The organism is Micromonospora sp. DT4 (assembly GCF_049841675.1).
Taxonomy (GTDB): Bacteria; Actinomycetota; Actinomycetes; order Mycobacteriales; family Micromonosporaceae; genus Micromonospora.
In genome coordinates this window covers 16,383-32,571 of the sequence record NZ_JBNCKT010000064.1, presented here as the reverse complement: position 1 = coordinate 32,571, position 16,189 = coordinate 16,383, and the positions used below count along the sequence as shown (strand labels likewise).

Below are 16,189 nucleotides of genomic sequence, written 5' to 3'. Positions count from 1 at the left end.
TTTCCACAACTGCCCGACTCGCCGCCTTCGTCCGTGTCGCGCCAATCAACCGTTATGCGTTGCTGAGATCACCTCAGTCCGGTCGCGGCTCGTTTTTGGGCTGCCCAAGAACGACCGGGACCGCCGGATTCCGCTGCCTGACTCCGTCGCCCGGGTGCTGCGGCAGCATATCGACGACTTCGCACCGCTGTCGCTCACTCTGCCCTGGGAAGACCCGGCCAGCGATGGACGGGCCAGTGCGCCACTGCTGTTCACCACCACACGGCGCGGCGCGATCAATCGGCGCACGTTCGATGACAAGAGTTGGCGACCTGCTGTCTTGGCGGCCGGCATCACACCGACCCGGGCCACCGGGATGCACGCGCTGCGCCACTTCTACGCCTCGGCGTTGCTCGACGCGGGGGAGAGTATCAAGGCCCTCGCGTCGTATCTCGGTCACGCCGACCCCGGCTTTACGCTGCGTGTGTATACGCACCTAATGCCGGCCAGCGAAGAACGCACCCGAAATGCGATAGATACGCTTTTCGAATAAACTATATCGAGCTCGGCTGCACCGTCGAACAGGAATCGCCCATACCAGTGACCGGTCTGGTTGGAGTGTCGGCTATGCGACTCGTTTGATTGAACGGCCGGAGGTCCAAGAGCTGCGCTGGGTCGTTGATCCCACTATCTTGTCGGTAATCTGACTAGGAAGTCGGCAATCCCTGACTTAGGGCTAGGGTTCTAAACCGCCAAATCGCATCGGCTGCACTTTGTATAGATGAATCGGAAAGATATGAACATTCTGTCGCAAGTGGTCCCGGGCCTGCGCGACACGCGTACGCCGTTCTCGGTTGGGCTGCTCTGGTCAGGCGCTTTTTGGTTGATCTTCTTCCTGATCCCGGAACAGGACTGGCGCAACTCGCATATCAAGCCTGTTGTGGAGCCGCTCCAAGCTCTTCCCGATCAACTCTTGCTTGTTTTCGGCATCTTTTTGATCTACTTGTTGGGCGTCTTGCTGGAGATGCTTAGCAGGATTTTCTGGGGACTTTTCATGATCGCCCTAGTGCTCCTAAATGTAGCACTAGTATTTGCCGCTCTTCGCAGTGCCGCAGCGGCGCTTTCGCTGATTCTGGTCATTCTTGTAGCGTTCGCAATATATGTAGCCTTGGCTGCGTCTAGAATGCGTCGCAAGCTTCTAGATGAGCCGTATCGGAAGGTGCTCGAAGACACGGCTTTGCAGTCTATCGAGTCCATCGGAGGTCGCATAGCCGCCTTCTTTCGACAGGTGCGAGAAATTGCCGAGCCTGACTATGGGAACTTTCAAGAACTGCTAAAGACTGATCTTGAGTCGGCGTTCGGGGAGAACCCAGGAATTCTTGACAATGCCCTCAAGGTGATGACTTCAGAAACCTTGAGTAAGGCTGCCGAGGCAGTATACCTTAGCAATCGGGAGGTGTATCCATTCGCGACTGAGGAGCAGAAGTCGAGAATTGCGAAAGCCGACGACATATCTTTACTGAGTTTCTACATCCGCCGTGATGACAGCATTGCGAAGGTGGCGCGCGCGGCCATCGCTCAGAAGTTGAAAGAAGATTCGGTGGCACGGGTCGAATTTGCGGCTGCCGTGTTCAATTTGAAGGCTCTGCGGGACCGGCTCCGCGCGCGTATGGAGCAGGCAGAGGTAGTGTTGCGAGTAAACTACAAGGATCTTCATAATGAAATTGATCGTGTTAGGTCGGAGGGTGAGTTCCGTAAGGGTGTAGCCTGGCCCCTGGTGGCCTTCTCGATTGCAGCGGTTTTAACCACATATGACTTCCTCGGCTTCCGTGTGACACCCGCTGCGGGACTAATTCTAGTCGTCGCCGCGGTTGGGGCGGGCGGGATGATTCATGCCGCTGGAGCGGAACGCACGCGGCGTGCAAGTCAGTTGCTATACGCCTGCGTATTGCAGAATCTGGTAGGCGTGACGCGAGAGAAGCTTTACGGTGACGAGCTTTTTATTCCCCTGGAGCGGCCTCGGATTGAGCGAACGCCAGAAATTAGAAGAAAAGTAAAAGAGATTCTACGAGAAGCGGCCCTGCAGAGATTGAATCAGGTAGCTTCGAGGCTTAGATCCAAGTCGCCACAGGCTGCCTCGGCGGCGCCGCCCCCGCAAGATTCGGGTTTAATCTCCCAGTTGCGAAAAGATGAAGAAGGTGTCCCTCGCAAGCGTGCTTAGAGATGGTTGGCGGAGGTAGCTGTTCAGCGTGAGTAGATGGGCGGCCGAATCGGTCTGACCTGTGGTTATGCGCTCATACGGTGGGTCGATCTTGACCCTGCAGCCGCTCCTGCCAGCTGTGGCCGTCCGCTCTGTAATGGTTTGACCAGATCGGCGAGAGTCTCGACAAGGCATGATCATGCCGTTGACGTTGGCTGAACACGTACTGGCGGAGAGCTGCGCTGTGAGCGACCTTCGCGCGATGCCCGCCGTCGGTCTCGCTGAAAGCGATAAAGATCGTCATCGATCAAGGCTTTGCTCAGGAGTCGCGCGAAGCCCTGGGCCAGCCGTTGAAGCGGGGGATGCGCGTTTGGCGATGTGCCTGATGGCAGGTGGTCCGAGATCTACAACGCTGTGGTTCCTGACAGGATCCGTGAAGCTGCGTGGGCCTGTGGACCGGATCCTCGTGGGTGTGCCGCTGTGGGTGCGGACTCCCAGGGCAGCGGCGCGAAGGTACTGCGACTTCCGGCGGGGCATGAATGTCAGGCGCTACCAGTAGCACGCCTCTGGCCCTGTCTGCTGGAGGGCGCGCATACGGCACCGGACGGCCTGACGACGGCCTACAGCGGCCTTCGCTAAGCTCCGTCCCTGGTCAGCGGGGGTGCAATGATCTTAATCCGGCGTACAGGTCGACTCGTCCGTCGCCCACCAGCTCAGAGCCGTGATCAAGGCTCTGAGCTAGTTCTATGTTCGGGCGTCGATGGTCGTTCATGGTCAACATTGGGCGGCGTTTGACGCCCTGAGGACGCCCTGACGCCCTGGAGACGCCCTGAGCGCTGGCTCAGTTGGCCTCGCCTCGGGTCGGTCAGGCTGTGCCGCTGTGGGGCCTCTCCGGGCCGGCGCTCAGTGATCCCGGAGTCGGGCCGGTGGCTATGGGGGAGGGTCGGGCACCTCCTGGCGGTGGAGCTGGTGCCGCTACCCGGTGACCCGGTGGCAAGCCAGTCCCGGGGTTGGACTGGCGCGGCAGCCGGAAGCCCTGACGCACGACCAAGCCGACCCGCTGGCTTCCGTCGCGGGCTTCGGTGATCCCATTCGTGGGTGAGGTGGGATGAGTGCGTGCCGGAGCTGCTGGAGCATCTGGGGGAGATGGGTCCGGTCGGGCTGGTCAAGATTGATGGGGAGCGGGAGCGCGAGCCCTGGACCGTGGTGATCTCGGGTCAGCGGCTCGATGGTGCGTCGATCAGGGTCGACGGCCACAGCCTCGACTACTGCATGAAGCATGCGGTTGCCGCGCTTCACGACCGCTTCCCGGATGAACTCGCGCTGAGCTGAGATCCGACCCGTGGGCTCTTCGTTCGCCAGATCCAGGTGCGTCCACCGGTTTTCGGTCTCTCCGCGCCCACGACCAGTTGCCAGGCGTGATGGCTGCGCCGGCGGCGAAGCTATGCGGCCTAGTGTTCTGACCGCTGCAGTCGGTAGCTTCTGGTGACCGATTCAACGACTCCGTCGCGTCGGTTGACGCGTTGCTGCCTGATTAGGGTTTCGCCGACCTTAACGCCGAAAAGCGCCGCGAGCTCGGCGTCGGCGTCGGTCTCATGATCCTCAATGTTGGATTGGGCGGCCTGATCCGAGCCGTATCTCTGAACAATCGGTTTCGTCGAGGTGCCGCGTCCGTGCTCGGTGGTGACTAGGCCGTCTTCGCGTAGGACGGCTATGGCCTGACGGACAGTGCCCCGGCTCGCCCGGAACTCGGTGGTAAGGGCGCTCTCCGTGGGCAGGAGCGCTCCTGGCGGGATGCTGCCGCTCTCGATGCGTTCCCTCAGCTGCTCCGCGATGACGCGGTAACGGGGCTGGCCGTAGTGCGGAGTGGGCACCCGGTCACCGTACCTGGCACTTGTCGTATCAAGTGTCAACCAGGGAGCACGTTTCGATGCCTAGACAACTCATCCACTTGTAGGTACGTTTCCGGATGTGCGGTCAGGATGACGGCTCGTATCAGGGGTGGTGTCGCGCTGCTCCTGGTCGCATGTGACGCGCGGCGTCCTGTCGGACCGGTTGCGGAGTCGACCTAGTGCCATCCTCGCAGACCCGGAAAGCCTTTCGGCTCAACGCATCTGGGCAAACCTGTTAACTTGTCTGCCAAGTGCGGTCTACCTTCAATTGCAACTGGGCAGACAAGTTAGCAACGCATCTCTGACCGGTTTGTCGCAGCCGGCGCGCGGGGATGGTCTGACGCATGTCTTTCTGGAGCTGGTTCAAGCAGAGGCGTAGCGAGCAGATCGAGCAGCGGCGTCAGGAGGCGATGGCCAAGGCGATGGCCCGTGGCGCCAGCCCGGAAGAAGTGGTGGCGGCCGGCGAACGCGCCGCTCGCGGCAACACCGCCGCCGTGCTGGGAGCGATCAGCACCTGATCGGCCGGCGCGGTGTCAGCAGCGGGAGTCGGCCAGCGCGGCTGCGCCGGCCAGGGCCTCGACCGTCGTCGCCGGTGCGGCTGACTCTGCCGCCGTCGGCGAGGGTGAGAGCGAGGGCGACGGCGTGGGGGTCGGCGAGGGTGGAGACGATACGGCGGCGACCAGGGAGGCCGTGGTGCGTTGGACCTGCTTCGGCGTCATGCGGATGCCGGTAGCGGTCGCCCGGTGGCCGTACACGTCGGTGACCCTGATCGTGTACGGCCCGGGACCGATGCCGTCCTCGACGGTCCAGTAGTTGTCGGTCTGGCGGGCAGTCTTGCGGAAACCGCCGGTCGGTCCCTTCGCCTCGACCGAGCGCAGCGGATTTCCGTGGTTGCCGACCTGCACCGCGAACCAGTACTGCGACGCGCCACCCTTGAGCCGGAAGGTGAGGCCGCCGTCGAGCGGCGGGTCGACCACCGCCCGGTACGTCACGGAAGCGATGCCCTGCGACCGGCCGGCGATCCGGGTGAACGCCTCGTCGGAGAGGTCGATCTTGCTGCTGCCGCACCCGTCGCACTGGTCCATGACCAGCACCCGGACCGTGCCCTTCGGGCCGGTGACGTCCAGGTAGCTGCCGCAGGCGGCGGCCTTGGCGTACTGCGACGAGCCGAGGGCCACGTAGCGCCGGTCCGCGGGCGGACCCGGGAAGGAGCAGGTGCCACCCGAGCGGCCCGCGTCGTAGAAGCTCGCGGTTCCCCTGTGGACGGTGTTGCCGCTCGGTGGCGCGGCGCAGGCCGGGGCGGCGCCGCCGCGTACGGCGAGGGTGATGCCGAGGACGGCGGCCAGGGCGGCGACCCCGACGCCGGCCCACCAGCGCCGGACCCGCCGACTCGACCGGGGCGTGGTGCTGTCGCCGGCCGGGGTGTCGTTGTCGGGTTCCGTGCCTGGTGCCGTCACGCCGCCTGATGTTGCCGCATGATCCGCGGGCAGCGCAAAGCTGTCGAACGGGCCGTTTACGCGCCGGATCGGCGGGGCCGCGGTCCGCTGCGGCAACGCGGCGACGAGGTCGACGGACGCGCTGGCCCGCGCGAGGCGATGAGCCCTCCGATCAGGGCGATGTCGCCGCACCGTCTCCGGACAGCCGGGGAGCCTCGGCCTCAACCAGTGGGCCCTCGCGGGGGAGTGGACGATCGGGTCGGAGAAGGCGGTGCTTTCACGAGCCGGCGGGAGTATCGCCTTCCGGTTCCACGCCCGCGATGCGCACCTCGTGCTGGCCCCCGGGGCGGGGCAGTCGATCCCGTTCCGGTTCCTGCTCGACGGTGACGCTCCCGGCCCGTCGCACGGCGTCGACGTCGACGAGGGTGGCGCGCCGGGGGGACCGCGCCGGCGATAGTGTCGACCGCTGTAACCATGCCCGAAATCACCATCGCCACCCCCGCCGACCGGGATGCCGTCGTCGAGACGCTGGTCGCCGCGTTCGTCGAGGACCCCGTCCTGCGGCACCTGTTCCCCGGCGAGGACACCTATCCGCGGTACGCCGCCGCCTTCTTCGGGAACCTCTTCGACAAGCGGGTGCATCGGGCGTCGGTCTGGACGATCGGCCGGGGTGCCTCGGTCGCCCGGTGGGACCTGCCGGCCGAGCCGCAGGCCGCCGGGCAGCAGTCGCCGCACGGCGATCCCGCCTCTCGTTATCCCGCCGACGTGCTGGCCCGCGTCCAGGGTTACGACGATGCCGTACACGCGGCCCTGCCGACGTACCCGTTCTGGTATCTCGGCGTCCTGGGCACCCACCCGGACAGCGCCGGACGCGGCTGGGGTCGCGCGGTCATGCGGGCCGGGTTGGAGCGTGCGGCGGCCGACGGCCTGCCGGCGATCCTGGCGACCAGCAACCCGGCGAACGTCGAGCTGTACCGCCGGGCCGGCTGGGAGGTGGTGGGCTCGCTGCCGGAGCCGGTACCCACCTGGATCATGCAGCAGCCACGCCGCTGACGTACCCGACCGTCGCGGGCACCGGATGTCGGGTGGGCTCCCGGCCCTGCCACCTAGCGTTGCTGCTCGTAAGGGAGGGAGGCCCGGGTGCTGGAGCGGCTCAACGAGGCCATGGCGCACATCGAGCGGCACCTCGACCAGCAGATCGAGGTGACCGACCTGGCGCGGATCGCGCTCACGTCGGAGTACCACTTTCGGCGGCTGTTCTCCGCGCTGGCCGGTATGCCGCTGTCGGAGTACATCCGCCGCCGTCGGCCCACCGTCGCCGGCGCGGATGTACTGGCGGGGGAGCGGACGCTGCTCGACGTCGCGGTGCGCCACGGCTACGGATCGGCCGAGGCGTTCGGCCGGGCGTTCCACGCCGTACACGGCGTGGGGCCTGGAGAAGCCCGGCGTACGGGCGCGGCGCTGCGCTCGCAGCCCCGGATGTCCTTCCGACTCACCGTGGAAGGGAGCGGCAGCCGACCAGGACCGGAGATCTCCCGGGTCCGGGTGTCCGCGGACGGGACCACGGCGGACGCCGAGCTGTGGATCCCCGTCGAGCGGGTCCCGTCCTGACCGGCGCGAGGCTCAGTCGGGTACGTCGTCCCAGCCGGTGCCCGGCGGCAGGTGACCGGCCGACGGGTTGTCGCGCAGCGCGTAGGCGATGACCAGCAGCGCGTGCCTGTCCAACTCGGGCAGCCGGTCCAGCGGAAACCACCGCACGTCCAGCGACTCGTCGTCGTTGACCCGCGCGACGCCGGACACCACCTGGCAGACGAAGCCCAGGTTGAGGTACTCGCAGCGGTCGCCGTTGGGGTAGGTGTGCGGGTGGGAGACAGCACTGGTCAGACGCAGCGGCGTCACGTCCAGGCCGGTCTCCTCCCGCACCTCCCGGACCAGCGCGGTGGCCGGCTGTTCGCCCGGCTCGACGAAGCCGCTGATCACCGACCACCGTCCGTCGTCCGAGCGTTGGCCGAGCAGCAGTTCGCCGTCGTCGTTGCGGATGACCGCGCTGACGCTGGGCAGCCACAGCAGGTCGTGGCCGACGTGCTTGCGCATCCGCACGATGTACTCGGGTACCGCCATCGGGCGATCATAGGCCGCGCGACGCCGGCCATTACGAGCCGCCCGACCACCGGGGTTTCCGCGCGTCCAGTGCCCCCACCTGCACTTCTTTCGGCGTTTTCGCCCGCGGCGCGGCGAGCGTCTCTACTGTGGAGAGGGTTCGGCGACTTGCGTGATCCGGTGGCGGTCGGCCGGTTCGCGGTGCACAGTGTTTCCCATGAGCGACAGCGGACGTAGTGGGCAGTTCTACTGGTGCACCCGACACCACCGGGTTGAGACGGACGCCGACGTGTGCCCGGCGAAGCACGTCCTCGGCCCGTACGACTCGGCGGCCGACGCGGAGAACGCCCTGCAGCGGGTGCAGGAGCGGAACGAGGCGTGGGAGGCCGAGGACGCGCGTTGGGCTGGGGAGGACAGGTAGACGGCGCGGGACGGCCCGCGTCGCGGTAGTTCGTGCTCCGCGAGGACGCACGCGAGAGCACGCCCCAAGGAGGGAACGACGATGGCCGTTACCCAGCAGGCCACCACACGCCCGGCTGCCCGCAAGACTACCGCGAAGAAGACCGCCGCGGCGGAGCGTGGCACGTCGGCGAGCCGGACCACCCCCGTGCGCAAGTCCACCGCCGCCGCGGCCCCGGCCCGCAAGGCGGCCGGCGGCGCGGGGCGTGCCCCGGCGACGAAGACGACCACGGCGGCGAAGAAGGCCCCGGCGAAGAAGGCCGCGACCAAGACCACGGCCAAGACCACCGCTGCGGCGAAGAAGGCCGCGACCAAGACCAGCACGGCGGCGAAGAAGGCCCCGGCCAAGACCTCGACCGCCGCCGGCAGGACGACCGCCGCCACGAAGCGGACCCCGGCGGCCGCGACGCGCAAGAGCACCACCGCCGCGACCAGGACGACGGGCACGGCGAAGAAGACGACAAGCGCCGCCAAGAAGACCACCAGCGCGGCGAAGAAGACCACGGCGTCGGCCGCGAAGAGGGCCACCACCGCCGCGAAGGCGCCCGCGCGCAAGGCCGCGACCAAGGCCTCCATGGTGCGGAAGACGGCCGCCAAGAAGGCCCCGGCGAAGAAGACGACGGCCAAGAAGGCTCCCGCCAAGAAAGCCACGGCGACCCGTCCGAGCGGTGGCGTCCGCAAGGCGGCGGCGAAGAAGGCACCGGCCGCGAAGGTGACCGCCACCTCGTCGACCACCGCGCGCAAGGCCGCGGCGAAGAAGACGACGGCCAAGAAGACCACCGCGGCCAAGGCGCCGGCCCGCAAGGTGACCGCGCGAGCCACCACCACACGGGGTACGCGCACCGCCCGCAAGACGACCGGCTGAACGGGCCGACCCACCGGCCGGTCACGGGAAGCGGATCACCGGCGGCGCTGTCAGGATTGACCCGTGGTCATCCGACGCGTACTCGCCCCCCGCATCGACTTCGGCGCGCTGCGCCGCGAGCTCGGCCTGCCCGAGGGTTTTCCGGCCGCCGCCCAGCGGGAGGCCGACGGGGCGGCGGCCGCGCCGCCCCGGCCGTCCGTCGACCGCACCGACATCCCGTTCGTCACGGTCGACCCGGTCACCTCCCGTGACCTGGACCAGGCGATGTACCTGGCCCGCCGCCCGGGCGGGGGCTACCGCGTGCGGTACGCCATCGCGGACGTCGCCGCGCACGTCGAGCCGGGCGGCGCGCTCGAGGAGGAGACCTGGCGGCGCGGGCAGACGGTCTACCTGCCCGACGGCAACGTGCCGCTGCACCCATTGACGCTCAGCGAGGGCGCGGCCAGCCTGCTGCCCGACGACGACCGCGCCGCCGTGGTGTGGACCATCGACCTGGATGCCGACGGCGGCACGGTGGCCGTCGAGCTGGAGCGTGCTCTGGTACGCAGTCGGGCCAAGCTCGATTACCTCGGGGTGCAGGCGGCCGCCGACGCCGGTCGGCTGCCCGAGCCGATCGCGCTGCTGCCCGAGATCGGCGACCGGCTGACCGCCCGCGGACTGCGCCGGGGGGCCATCAACCTGCCGCTGCCCGAGCAGGACGTGGAGCCCGACGGCGACGGGTGGCGGCTGGTGCTGCGCGGGCCCGCGCCGATGGAGGAGCACAACGCGCAGATCTCGCTGCTGACCGGAATGGCGGCCGCCGACATCATGCTGGCCGGCGGGGTGGGCCTGCTGCGGACGATGCCCCCGCCGAAGCCGGAGGCGGTGCAACGCCTGCGGGCGGCCGCCGCCCCGCTGGGCGTGCGCTGGCCGGACGGCGCGAGCCCCGGCGAGGTGATCGCCGGCCTGGACGCGGCCCAGCCGCGTGCCGCCGCGTTCATCGACCAGGCCGCCGAGCTGATGCGCGGTGCCGCGTACACCGCCTTCGACGGCGCCCGCCCGGAACAGCCGGAGCACGGCGGCGTGGCGGCCGCGTACGCCCATGTCACGGCCCCGCTGCGACGCCTGGCCGACCGCTACGCCACCGAGGTCTGCCTGGCCCTGCACGCGGGCCGGGAGGTGCCCGACTGGGCCCGCGCCGCGCTGCCCCGGCTGCCCGAGGTGATGGCCAGCACCGACCGCACCGCCTCGGCGGCCAGCCGCGGTGCGGTCGAGCTGACCGAGGCGGTACTCCTGGAACACCGCGTGGGGGAGACCTTCGACGCGGCGGTGCTCGACGTCGACGCCCCTCCCAACGGCAAGTCCCGGCCGCGCCCGCCCGGTGGAACGGTGGCCCTGGACGCCCCGCCGGTCCGCAGCCGCTGCCTCGGTGACCTGCCCCTCGGCGAACGGGTCCGGGTCCGTCTGGTCACCGCCGACCCGGCGGCCCGTACGGTGCTGTTCGAGCTGGCCTGAGTCGCCGCGCGTCGGGTCGCGTGGGCAGCGGGGATTGTCACAGCGTCTGGCGACTCTGGCGTGTCCAGCGGTTTGCGAGGATGAGCCCATGGCATACGACGCGAGCACGCTGCCCGACGTGTCCGGGCTGACGGTCGGCATCATCGGCGGCACCGGCGACCAGGGCCGTGGCCTCGCCTATCGACTCGCGCGGGCCGGACAGACGGTGCTGATCGGCTCCCGGTCCGCCGAGCGCGCCGCCGAATCCGCCGCCGAGATCGCCGCGCTGCCCCGGATGCCGGCCGACGTCCGCATCAGCGGCGCGGCCAACGACGAGGTGGCCCGCCGTAGCGACGTGGTGATCATCGCGGTGCCGTGGGACGGGCACGCCGACACCGTCGCCGCGCTCGCCGAGCCGCTCGCCGGGACGATCGTCGTCGACTGCGTCAACCCGCTGGGCTTCGACAAGCAGGGTCCGTACGCGCTCACCGTCGCCGAGGGCAGCGCCGTCCAGCAGGCCGCCGCGCTGCTGCCCGACTCCCGCGTCTGCGCCGCGTTCAACCACGTCAGCGCTCCACTGCTGGCCGACCCCGAGGTCGACCGGATCGACCTCGACGTGCTGATCTGCACGGAGGACCGGGAACTCGTCGACATCGTCGGAGCGCTCGCCGCCCGAATCCCCGGAATGCGCGGCATCTACGCTGGACGGTTGCGCAACGCCCACCAGATCGAGGCGTTCACCGCGAACCTGATCGCCATCAACAAGCGCTACAAGGCCCACGCCGGCATCCGCGTCACCGACCTCTGACAGTGCCCTGAGGGATCATGGGGCATGACCGATGCTGACGCGGTGTCGAGGATCGTGGATCTGCGCCGAGCGTGCTCCATGTTGTTGGATGCGGCGGAGAGCCGATTCGGTCCGGAGATCCAGCTGTCTCAGCTCGACGTCGACTACTACTGGAACATGGACCTGGGCGCGGCATTTCGGATGGTCCAGCAGCCCGAGCTGGAAATCGACTGCGGGCAGAGCAGCGACGACGTCGCCGAGCTGACGAGCCTCCTACGGCGGGGTGGTCCAGAGGGCTTCGTGTCGCTGTGGCACGACCTTTCGCACGTGAGCGGGCTGTTGCGGCTGCTGGCGTACCTCGATCTGCCCGACACCCGCGAGGTGCGCGAGAACTAGCCGTCGTCATGCCTGCCTCCATCGCCGGCAGTCTGACCACACTTATTGATCATGAAGTCGAATCTGTCGTACGCCTGTTCTAATCTCGGGTTGTGATTGACGAGTTGGCGCAGGCGCGGGGCGCGGTGGCGGCATCCGCCGCCGCGCCCGTCTGGGCCCTCGCGGAGCATGACCTGGTGGCTGCGCTCGACGCCGCGCACCGGCTCGAGCAGCAGCTCGCGGCGGTCAAGCTGGCCCTGGTTCGCGAGCTGGACGGCCGGGGTACGGCCCAGGCGCAGGGCGCGTCGTCGACGGCGGTGTGGTTGCGGGACCGGCTCCGGCTGACCGTCCCCGCCGCTCGCCGACTGGTCGAGTTCGCCAGCACCCTCGACGTGGGCGCTCCCGAGGTCCGCCAAGCGCTGGCCGACGGGGACGTCACCCTGGAGCAGGCCCGCGTCGTCGCCGACACCGTCGACACCGTTCGGGCCAGCGCCGGCACCGAGGTCGCCGGCAGGGCCGTCGGCGTCCTCGTCGACTGGGCCGGCCAGTTCGACCCCACCCTGCTGCGCAAGCTCGCGACCCGCATCCTCGACCACGTCGCCCCCGAGATCGCCGACGCCGCCGCCAAGGCAGCCCTCGACGCCGAAGCCCGTCGAGCCACCCGGGATCGTCACCTCACCCTGTCCGAGCTGACCGACGGCCGGCTCCGATTGAGCGGCACCCTCGACGCGGAGACCGCCGGCCTGCTCCGCACCGCCATCGACCCGCTGACCGCGCCCTCGGGCCAGGACGACCAGCGCTCACCCGGGCAACGACGGCACGACGCGCTCGCTGACCTCTGCCGACTGGCCCTGCGTACGGGTGAACTGCCCGAGCACGGGGGCGATCCCGCGCAGCTTGTCGTCACCACCAGCTTCGACGGCCTGGTCCGGCAGCTCGGCGCGGGCACCCTCGACGCCGGTCTCGCGCTCACCGCCGAGACCGTGCGGCGGCTCGCCTGCGACGCCGCCATCCTGCCCACCGTCCTCGGCGGCACCAGCCAGACCCTCGACGTCGGCCGGCAACGCCGACTCGTCACCGGCCCTCTGCGCCGCGCCCTCGTGCTCCGCGACCGAGGTTGCGCCTTTCCCGGCTGCGACCGGCCACCGCGCTGGTGCGACTCCCACCACATCCGCCACTGGGCCGACGGCGGCGACACCAGCCTCCACAACGCAGTGCTCCGCTGCGGCCACCACCACCGGCACATCCATCAAGGCGAGTGGGCCATCCGTCTCGGTGCCGACAGCCACCCCGAATTCGTCCCTCCGGCCTGGCTCGACCCGGAACAGGTCCCCCGCCGCAACCACTACCACCGGCGAACGTGACCGCGCGGCCGGACATGCCCGCGGGGACAGCCCTGGCTCGATGCCCCATCTTCGCTGGATAGTCGGCTCGTCCATCGCGGCCTCCGCAACGGGGAGTGCCCGCCGCCCTTGGCTGCTGCCGCCGGGTGGAGGCAGCGCCCTGTGACTGCCGGCGGGGCAGTGCCGCCGGCAGTCGCCTGCTCCCAGCATGCCCCCTAGCCGCCCGCTAGAGTCCCCCTAGCCGGCAGCCCCAGTCGGCCCAGCCTGGCCGTGCCGGACGGTCAGCCGTGTTCGGCCCTAGAAAGTGTGCTCGGCGGCCGGGAAATCGCCGCCGCGGACCTCGTCGGCGAAGCGGCGGGTGGCGTCGGTGAGGACGTCCGCGAGGTCCGCGTACCGCTTCACGAAGCGCGGTGCCTTGCCGGTACGCAGGCCGGCCATGTCCTGCCAGACCAGCACCTGGGCGTCGGTGTCCGGGCCCGCGCCGATGCCGACCGTGGGGATGGGCAGCTCGTGGGTGATCTGCTTGGCCACCACGCCCGGCACCATCTCCAGGACCACCGCGAACGCGCCGGCCTCGGTCACCGCCCGCGCGTCGGCCAGCACCTCGTCGGCCGTGTCGCCCCGCCCCTGCACGCGGTAGCCGCCCAGCGTGTGCTCGCTCTGCGGAGTGAAGCCGATGTGCGCCATCACCGGGATGCCGGCGCCGACGATCGCGGCGATCTGCGCGGCGCAGCGTCGCCCGCCCTCCAGCTTCACCGCGTGGCAGCCGCCCTCCTTCATGAACCGTACGGCGGTGCGCAGCGCCTGGGTCGGGCCCTCCTCGTAGGAGCCGAACGGCAGGTCACCGACGACGAGTGCCTGCCGGGTCGAGCGCACCACGGCTCGTACCAGCGGCAACAGGTCGTCGGCGGTGACCGGCAGGGTGGTCTCGTAGCCGAACACGTTGTTCGCCGCCGAATCGCCGACCAGCAGCACCGGCACGCCGGCCCGGTCGAAGATCCCCGCCGTGTACTGGTCGTACGAGGTGAGCATCGGCCAGCGTTCGCCGCGCTCCTTGGCGGCGATCAGGTCGCGGGTGCGGACCCGACGGGTGGCCGGTCCGCCGTACAGCGCGGTCACCTCATGCGGAGTGGACTCGATCATGACTGTCTCCCTTCCTCGAGGCCGCCTGCGCGGTCCCCGGGCTCCGCCGATCGTCGCACCGCGAGGCGGCACGGCGGCAGGGCGCAGTGCGAGATGTCACTCCGCCACCCGAGGCCGTCGGGCCGCGAGCCCGCCATCAGACGCCGCGCAGGCCGCCGCGAGGCGGCGCCGGGCCGCGCCACCGGCCCGGCACCCCGAGGGTGTACGACGTCAGCCGTGCTCGCGCCACCGGTTCGTGATCGGCAGTCGACGGTCCCGGCCGAACGCCTTCATGGAGATCTTCGTGCCCGGCGCGGACTGGCGTCGCTTGTACTCGGCGGTATCCACCAGCCGCAGCACCTTGTCGACGACTGCCGGGTCGTGGCCCGACTCGACCAGCCCGTCGCGGCCCAGGTCGCCGTCGACGTAGCCGATGAGGATCGGGTCGAGTACGTCGTAGTCGGGCAGGGAGTCGCTGTCGAGCTGGCCGGGGCTCAGCTCGGCGCTCGGCGGCTTGCCGATCGAGTTCTCCGGGATCGGGGCGGTCTCGCCGCGCCGGGCCGCGTCCGCATTGCGCCACTTCGCCAGACGCCACACCAGCGTCTTCCAGACGTCCTTGATCGGGTTGAAGCCGCCCACCGAGTCGCCGTACAGCGTGGAGTAGCCGACCGCCAGCTCGCTCTTGTTGCCGGTGGTCAGGACCAGGTGGCCCTCCTGGTTCGACAGCGCCATCAGGATGACACCGCGTACCCGGGCCTGGAGGTTCTCCACGGCGATCCCGGACAGCGACAGGTTCGCCAGGAAGGCGTCCACCATCGGCTGGATCGGCTCGACGCGGTAGTCCAGCCCGGTGCGCTTGGCCAGGTCGGCGGCGTCCTCGCGGGAGTGCTCGGAGGAGTGCTGACTGGGCAGCGACACCCCGACCACCCGGTCCGGGCCCAGCGCGTCGACGGCGAGGGCGGCCACCACCGCCGAGTCGATGCCACCGGAGAGGCCGAGCACCACCGAGGCGAACCGGTTCTTGTTGACGTAGTCGCGCAGGCCCAGCACCAGCGCGTGCCAGACCTCGGCCTCGTCGGCGACCGGCTCGATCAGCCCGCCGGCGACGGCCGGGCCGGTCGGCGCGGGCGGGATCGCGTCCACCGTGTGGTACGCCACCCGCATGCCGTCCGCGACGACGTCGCTGCCGGGGGTCGTCGTCGCGGCCGGCAGCTCGACGTCGTGCACGAGCAGGTGCTCGACGAACTGCGGGGCACGGGTGAGCAGCTCACCGTCGGGCGTGACGATCATCGAGTCGCCCTCGAAGACCAGCTCGTCCTGGCCGCCGATCATGTTGACGTACGCGATGGTGGCGTTCGCCTCGGCGGCCCGACGGCGGACCAGCGGCAGGCGGATGTCGTCCTTGTTCAACTCGTACGGCGAGCCGTTGATGTTGACCACGAGGCCGACGCCGGCCTGCCGGGCGGCGGCGAACGGGCCGCCGGCCTGCCACAGGTCCTCGCAGATGGTCAGCGCGACGTCCACCCCACCGATCCGCACGACGGTCAACCGGTCGCCCGAGACGAAGTAGCGGTCCTCGTCGAAGACACCGTAGTTGGGCAGGTGGTGCTTGAAGTAGCGGGCGACCACCTCGCCCCGGTGCAGCAGCGCGGCGGCGTTGCGGGCGCCCCGCCCCGGCTCGGCGTCCCCGCTGACCTGCGGCGGCCCGTCGGCGTCCAGGTAGCCGACCACGACCGGCAGGTCACCGAGGCCGTCGTCGGCGAGATCGGCCGCGAGCTGCCGCAGGGCGGCCTGGGACGCGGCGACGAAGGAGCGCCGGAAGACCAGGTCCTCGACCGGGTAGCCGGTCAGCATCATCTCCGGGAAGAGTACCAGCTGGGCGCCGGCGTCGGCGGCCTGGCGGGTCCAGCTGCGGACCAGGCCGGCGTTGCCGACGAGGTCGCCGACGCTCGGGTTGACCTGGGACAGGGCGAGACGCAGGGTGGGCATGTCCTCATCTTGCCCCAGCTTCGTTGGGCGAATCCGTACCCTCGGACGAGACGGCGGCCACGCCCGGACGCCGCGCGGCCGTCGCGTCGCATCGGTACCGCTCGCCGGGCGGGACACGAGGGGACGGGCGGCGGCGGTTCGCGTAACGTCTGCGTAACCAGGCCCGGGA

General features: G+C 69.5%; 17 protein-coding genes and 2 pseudogenes. 13 read left to right on the top strand and 6 right to left on the bottom strand.

Going from position 1 to position 16,189, the window contains the following annotated elements; translation table 11 throughout:
* Together ACLQ24_RS18630 and ACLQ24_RS18625 are read left to right on the top strand one after the other, a co-directional pair.
* A partial coding sequence (locus ACLQ24_RS18630) for a tyrosine-type recombinase/integrase (protein WP_425892986.1) occupies positions 1–532 on the top strand: 532 nt, incomplete at its 5' end.
* A 228-nt stretch (positions 533–760) separates the two neighbouring features.
* Positions 761–2,200 (top strand): hypothetical protein, encoded by a 1,440-nt coding sequence (locus ACLQ24_RS18625; RefSeq protein ID WP_425892985.1) that lies wholly within the window; start codon positions 761–763, stop codon positions 2,198–2,200.
* 73 nt (positions 2,201–2,273) lie between these two features.
* Here the strand turns inward: ACLQ24_RS18625 and ACLQ24_RS18620 are convergent, their stop codons facing one another.
* Positions 2,274–2,483, bottom strand: coding sequence for a hypothetical protein (locus ACLQ24_RS18620; protein WP_425892984.1), 210 nt, complete (start codon positions 2,481–2,483; stop codon positions 2,274–2,276).
* 812 nt (positions 2,484–3,295) lie between these two features.
* Between ACLQ24_RS18620 and ACLQ24_RS18615 the strand changes: the two genes are divergently transcribed.
* Entirely contained in the window at positions 3,296–3,511 is a 216-nt protein-coding gene (locus ACLQ24_RS18615; RefSeq protein ID WP_425892983.1) for a hypothetical protein, read from the top strand.
* Between the two features lie 119 nt (positions 3,512–3,630).
* Here ACLQ24_RS18615 and ACLQ24_RS18610 read toward each other — a convergent pair whose 3' ends face one another.
* Entirely contained in the window at positions 3,631–4,053 is a 423-nt protein-coding gene (locus ACLQ24_RS18610; RefSeq protein ID WP_425892982.1) for a GntR family transcriptional regulator, read from the bottom strand.
* Positions 4,054–4,415: 362 nt separating this feature from the next.
* On the opposite strand from ACLQ24_RS18610, the gene ACLQ24_RS18605 reads away from it, so the two are divergent.
* Positions 4,416–4,589, top strand: a complete 174-nt coding sequence (locus ACLQ24_RS18605) for a hypothetical protein (protein ID WP_425892981.1) — start codon at positions 4,416–4,418, stop codon at positions 4,587–4,589.
* 15 nt (positions 4,590–4,604) lie between these two features.
* Here ACLQ24_RS18605 and ACLQ24_RS18600 read toward each other — a convergent pair whose 3' ends face one another.
* The gene (locus ACLQ24_RS18600; protein ID WP_425892980.1) at positions 4,605–5,528 is read right to left on the bottom strand and encodes an expansin EXLX1 family cellulose-binding protein; all 924 of its coding nucleotides are present in this window, start codon (positions 5,526–5,528) and stop codon (positions 4,605–4,607) included.
* A 196-nt stretch (positions 5,529–5,724) separates the two neighbouring features.
* Here ACLQ24_RS18600 and ACLQ24_RS18595 point away from each other — a divergent pair.
* From ACLQ24_RS18595 to ACLQ24_RS18585, 3 genes and pseudogenes are all read left to right on the top strand, one after another.
* Positions 5,725–5,964: pseudogene (locus ACLQ24_RS18595) on the top strand (hypothetical protein); the annotation flags it as partial.
* A gap of 17 nt (positions 5,965–5,981) precedes the next feature.
* Positions 5,982–6,560: a GNAT family N-acetyltransferase gene (locus tag ACLQ24_RS18590; protein ID WP_425892979.1), complete on the top strand. Its 579-nt coding sequence runs from the start codon at positions 5,982–5,984 to the stop codon at positions 6,558–6,560.
* Positions 6,561–6,647: 87 nt separating this feature from the next.
* Positions 6,648–7,022: pseudogene (locus ACLQ24_RS18585) on the top strand (helix-turn-helix domain-containing protein); the annotation flags it as partial.
* Positions 7,023–7,130: 108 nt separating this feature from the next.
* Here the strand turns inward: ACLQ24_RS18585 and ACLQ24_RS18580 are convergent.
* Positions 7,131–7,628, bottom strand: a complete 498-nt coding sequence (locus tag ACLQ24_RS18580) for an NUDIX hydrolase (RefSeq protein ID WP_425892978.1) — start codon at positions 7,626–7,628, stop codon at positions 7,131–7,133.
* A gap of 196 nt (positions 7,629–7,824) precedes the next feature.
* Here ACLQ24_RS18580 and ACLQ24_RS18575 point away from each other — a divergent pair, with 196 nt between their 5' ends.
* The 6 genes from ACLQ24_RS18575 to ACLQ24_RS18550 all read left to right on the top strand — a co-directional run bounded on the left by ACLQ24_RS18575 (position 7,825) and on the right by ACLQ24_RS18550 (position 12,930).
* On the top strand, positions 7,825–8,028 hold the full coding sequence (locus ACLQ24_RS18575; RefSeq protein ID WP_425732704.1) for a hypothetical protein: 204 nt from the start codon (positions 7,825–7,827) through the stop codon (positions 8,026–8,028).
* An 81-nt stretch (positions 8,029–8,109) separates the two neighbouring features.
* A complete protein-coding gene (locus ACLQ24_RS18570) occupies positions 8,110–8,931 on the top strand; it encodes a histone (protein ID WP_425892977.1) in 822 nt (273 codons plus the stop codon).
* A 63-nt stretch (positions 8,932–8,994) separates the two neighbouring features.
* Complete coding sequence (locus ACLQ24_RS18565; RefSeq protein ID WP_425892976.1) at positions 8,995–10,425, top strand: RNB domain-containing ribonuclease; 1,431 nt, start codon at positions 8,995–8,997, stop codon at positions 10,423–10,425.
* Between the two features lie 88 nt (positions 10,426–10,513).
* On the top strand, positions 10,514–11,212 hold the full coding sequence (gene npdG, locus ACLQ24_RS18560) for an NADPH-dependent F420 reductase (protein WP_425892975.1): 699 nt from the start codon (positions 10,514–10,516) through the stop codon (positions 11,210–11,212).
* Positions 11,213–11,236: 24 nt separating this feature from the next.
* Positions 11,237–11,587, top strand: coding sequence for a hypothetical protein (locus ACLQ24_RS18555; RefSeq protein ID WP_425892974.1), 351 nt, complete (start codon positions 11,237–11,239; stop codon positions 11,585–11,587).
* A gap of 92 nt (positions 11,588–11,679) precedes the next feature.
* Complete coding sequence (locus ACLQ24_RS18550) at positions 11,680–12,930, top strand: DUF222 domain-containing protein (protein ID WP_425892973.1); 1,251 nt, start codon at positions 11,680–11,682, stop codon at positions 12,928–12,930.
* Between the two features lie 276 nt (positions 12,931–13,206).
* On the opposite strand, the gene panB is transcribed toward ACLQ24_RS18550, so the two are convergent.
* Both panB and ACLQ24_RS18540 read right to left on the bottom strand, forming a co-directional pair.
* Entirely contained in the window at positions 13,207–14,052 is an 846-nt protein-coding gene (panB, locus tag ACLQ24_RS18545; protein ID WP_425892972.1) for a 3-methyl-2-oxobutanoate hydroxymethyltransferase, read from the bottom strand.
* Positions 14,053–14,262: 210 nt separating this feature from the next.
* On the bottom strand, positions 14,263–16,020 hold the full coding sequence (locus ACLQ24_RS18540; protein WP_425892971.1) for an NAD+ synthase: 1,758 nt from the start codon (positions 16,018–16,020) through the stop codon (positions 14,263–14,265).
* Positions 16,021–16,189: the final 169 nt, after the last annotated feature.